The organism is Chitinophaga sp. (genome assembly GCF_036569125.1).
GTDB lineage: Bacteria > Bacteroidota > Bacteroidia > Chitinophagales > Chitinophagaceae > Chitinophaga.
Genome location: NZ_DATCRF010000803.1, coordinates 1 through 3,385 on the forward strand (window position 1 = coordinate 1; position 3,385 = coordinate 3,385).

3 protein-coding genes are annotated in these 3,385 nt (G+C 46.9%); 1 reads left to right on the forward strand and 2 read right to left on the reverse strand.

Translation table 11 applies throughout. The features are described 5' to 3' along the window. The coding region (locus VIM87_RS29580; RefSeq protein WP_332000464.1) for a T9SS type A sorting domain-containing protein at positions 1-732 on the forward strand (732 nt) is incomplete at its 5' end. 174 nt (positions 733-906) lie between these two features. Here VIM87_RS29580 and lpdA read toward each other — a convergent pair. After that, positions 907-2,316, reverse strand: a complete 1,410-nt coding sequence (gene lpdA, locus VIM87_RS29585; protein ID WP_332000465.1) for a dihydrolipoyl dehydrogenase — start codon at positions 2,314-2,316, stop codon at positions 907-909. A 218-nt stretch (positions 2,317-2,534) separates the two neighbouring features. Further along, on the reverse strand, positions 2,535-3,206 hold the full coding sequence (locus tag VIM87_RS29590; protein WP_332000466.1) for an outer membrane lipoprotein carrier protein LolA: 672 nt from the start codon (positions 3,204-3,206) through the stop codon (positions 2,535-2,537). Positions 3,207-3,385: the final 179 nt, after the last annotated feature.

The following is a 3,385-nucleotide window of genomic DNA, read 5'->3' on the forward strand; positions in this document are numbered from 1 at the left end:
CTGTTATACTGGCCGGCTGTACCTGGTGCAGCTGAATACGAGGTATATGCGCTGGGCGCACAGTTCCTGGAAACGTACCTGCGTACCCGTGATACCTTTGTTTTAATTCCCAAACAAAGTGTAAGCGCTACCTGGTTTGCCCTAAGCGCCATACACCCCGATGGGTGGACGGGTGTAAAAAGCTACGGCCTTGATTACCGCAACCAGGGACTGAGCTGCTATGTATCCGGCCTGCTGGCCGACCCGCAGGATAATGCGCAGGTGCGGCTTACGCTTAGCCTGGGCAGCCTGTATAACCTGAAAACCATCTGGTGGGAACGGCTAAGCGGCAATACGTTTATGCAGCTGCAATCTACCCCTGTAAGCGGCAGCAATGATTATACGATCTCTGACACCTCTCCGCAGGAAGGCGTTAACTATTACCGCGTACGGCTGGAAACCCAGGATGGGCGCATGTTGTATTCGGATACCGTACAGGCGCTTATTATTGGGCCGGCCAATGCATTCTTACTATTCCCGAACCCTGCTACTACCAGTCTGCAGCTGGTAAGCCGGGAACCGCTGGAACGGGTTTGCCAGATCGTGGATATGAGCGGGCGGCTGGTGCGCAGGCTTATCGTAGCCAACCTGCAGGAAAGTATTGATGTGAGCATGCTGGCGCCGGGCGGATATGTGCTGGTAGTTTATGAGGGTGGGAAGAAAGTGTTTGTGAGGCGGTTCGTGAAGCTTTAATTAATAATTAAGAATGAATAATTAATAATGAATGCAGCGGAGATTGGATGGGATAGTTTAAAGTAATATAGTTAAAATACTATAACAGAAAAGTCCTGCACATAATGCGCAGGACTTTTCTGTTATGAAGTACGCTATTAATTATTAATTCTTAATTATTAATTTGTAATTCTCTTACAGGTGGATTGCTTCGCCGTAAGCCACTTCTATAGCGTCTTTTACAGATTCGCTCATGGTGGGGTGCGGGTGAATGGAATCCAGCACTTCCTGGTAAGTGGTTTCCAGCTTGCGGGCAGTTACAGATTGTACAATGATCTCTGTTACGTTAGCACCGATCATGTGCGTACCCAGCCACTCGCCGTATTTGGCATCAAACACCACTTTAATGAAACCTTCTGTTGCACCGGCAGCAGTTGCCTTACCGGAAGCAGTGAAGGGGAATTTACCTACTTTAACTTCGTAACCTGCTTCTTTGGCTGCTTTCTCTGTATAACCTACAGATGCAATTTCCGGTGAGCAGTAGGTACAACCCGGTACATTGTTATAGTCAATGGGTTCCGGTTTGTGTGCGTATTTCTTTTCGTTATAGGCAATGGCTTCCACGCAAATGATACCTTCTTTGGAGGCTACGTGCGCCAGGGCCTGGCCAGGCACCATATCGCCAATGGCGTATACGCCCGGGATGTTGGTCTGGTAGTATTTATCAACTAATACCTTTCCTTTATCGGTTTTAATGCCCAGGGCTTCCAGGCCTAAGTTCTCGATGTTGGCAGTAATACCTACCGCGCTCAGTACCACATCTGCTTCCAGGGTTACTTCGCCGGTCTGGGTTTTTACTTTGGCTTTTACGCCGTTGCCGCTGGCTTCTACTGCTTCTACAGAAGCGTTGGTCATTATTTCAATGCCTTTCTTCTTGTAGATCTTTTCCAGCTCTTTGGAGATGTCTTCGTCCTCAACCGGTACTATGCGCGGCATGAACTCAACGATGGTAACTTTAGTGCCCATGGTGTGATAGAAGTAGGCAAACTCCACGCCGATAGCGCCGGAACCTACTACGATCATGGATTTAGGCATCTGGGGCAGCACCATTGCTTCACGGTAGCCGATCACCTTTTTGCCGTCTATTTTCAGGTTGGGCAGCTCACGGGCGCGGGCGCCGGTGGCCAGTATAATATGCTTTGCTTCGTGGGTGGCAGTTTTACCGTCTTTGTCCTTCACTTCGATCTGGCCTTTACCTTTTACGGTAGCAGTGCCCATGATCACATCAATCTTATTCTTCTTCATCAGGAACTGAACGCCCTTGCTCATTTTGTCGGCGGAGCCGCGGCTGCGCTTAACTACGGCGTCAAAATCCGCCTGCGCAGTACCACCTACGGTAATGCCGTAATCTTTGGAGTGTTGTATATATTCAAAAACCTGTGCTGATTTCAGTAATGCTTTGGTTGGGATACATCCCCAGTTCAAACAGATACCGCCTAAGCTTTCCCGCTCAACTATAGCCGTTTTAAATCCCAGCTGTGAAGCCCGGATAGCAGCCACATATCCGCCGGGGCCGCTACCTATTACGATTACGTCGTATGCCATAATGCTTAATTTTAAGTCAAAAACTTGCCAAAGATAGTCAAAAAATATGCAGATGTGCAAATATGCAAATGTGTAGATGTGCAGATGTGCGGATGTGCAGATATGCAGATGTGCAGATGGTTTGGAATGTGCTGATAGGCTAATTTGCGGGCAAAAAAAATGTGCAAATGGGTAATAATCAATCCATTTGCACATTTGCATATCTGCATATTTGCACATTATCTCAGGTCTACTACTTCTACACCAGGATACTTTTTAGGATCAAAGGTGAAGGTAGCATCGGTAATGGCGGTGTTGGGCGTAAAGTTGGTGATTTCGTAAGTATACTGATTACCGTTCTTTTCAAACACCTTCATTTTGGCTATGTTCTGGTTCTTTTTATCTACAGACAGCACCACCTTAAAGATGTTCTTGGATTTGTCGGTGGGCGTCATTTCTATATTCTGGAGGGTTTTACCTTTTTCGGTGCTCTCCCCTTCCAGGCGATACAGGAAATCCTTATCGTAGAAATTGGTGAACAGTTTTGCCGGTGTAATGGTGGTGGCTGACTGGTCTACGTTATTGATGGTTACTTCGTTCACGTCTTTTGCGTAAGTCCAGGAGGTTTTGTTATCGCTGATAATTTCCTGGCCTTCCATGCTGACTTTATATTTAGATCCTTTCAGGTACACGGTACCTTTCTTGGAATCGCTTACGCTGTTATTGCCGCCCTGTACTTTCAGCACAAAGTTGGCTACGACGGTTTTAAGGGTTTGAAATTTCTTGCTCACATTATCCAGCACCGTCTTTGCTTTCGGATCATTTTGCCCCAGGCTGCCGCGGGTTTGGGCCGTACCACTTAATACCACGCCTCCCATCAACATACCTATTAATACAATTTTCTTCATCATTATCTTATTTAATGTAATATTTCTAAGTCAAATGTTATGCCATCAGCAGCTGCGGGCCGGCGGCGACCGCGAAATTAGCTGTTAGCGTCCTTAAAATTATGTTAAAAGCTGTTCAGGATCTCTTCCAGGTCGGCTTCCGTCTTTACCAGCACATCTCTTGCTTTGGATCCCATGTTAGG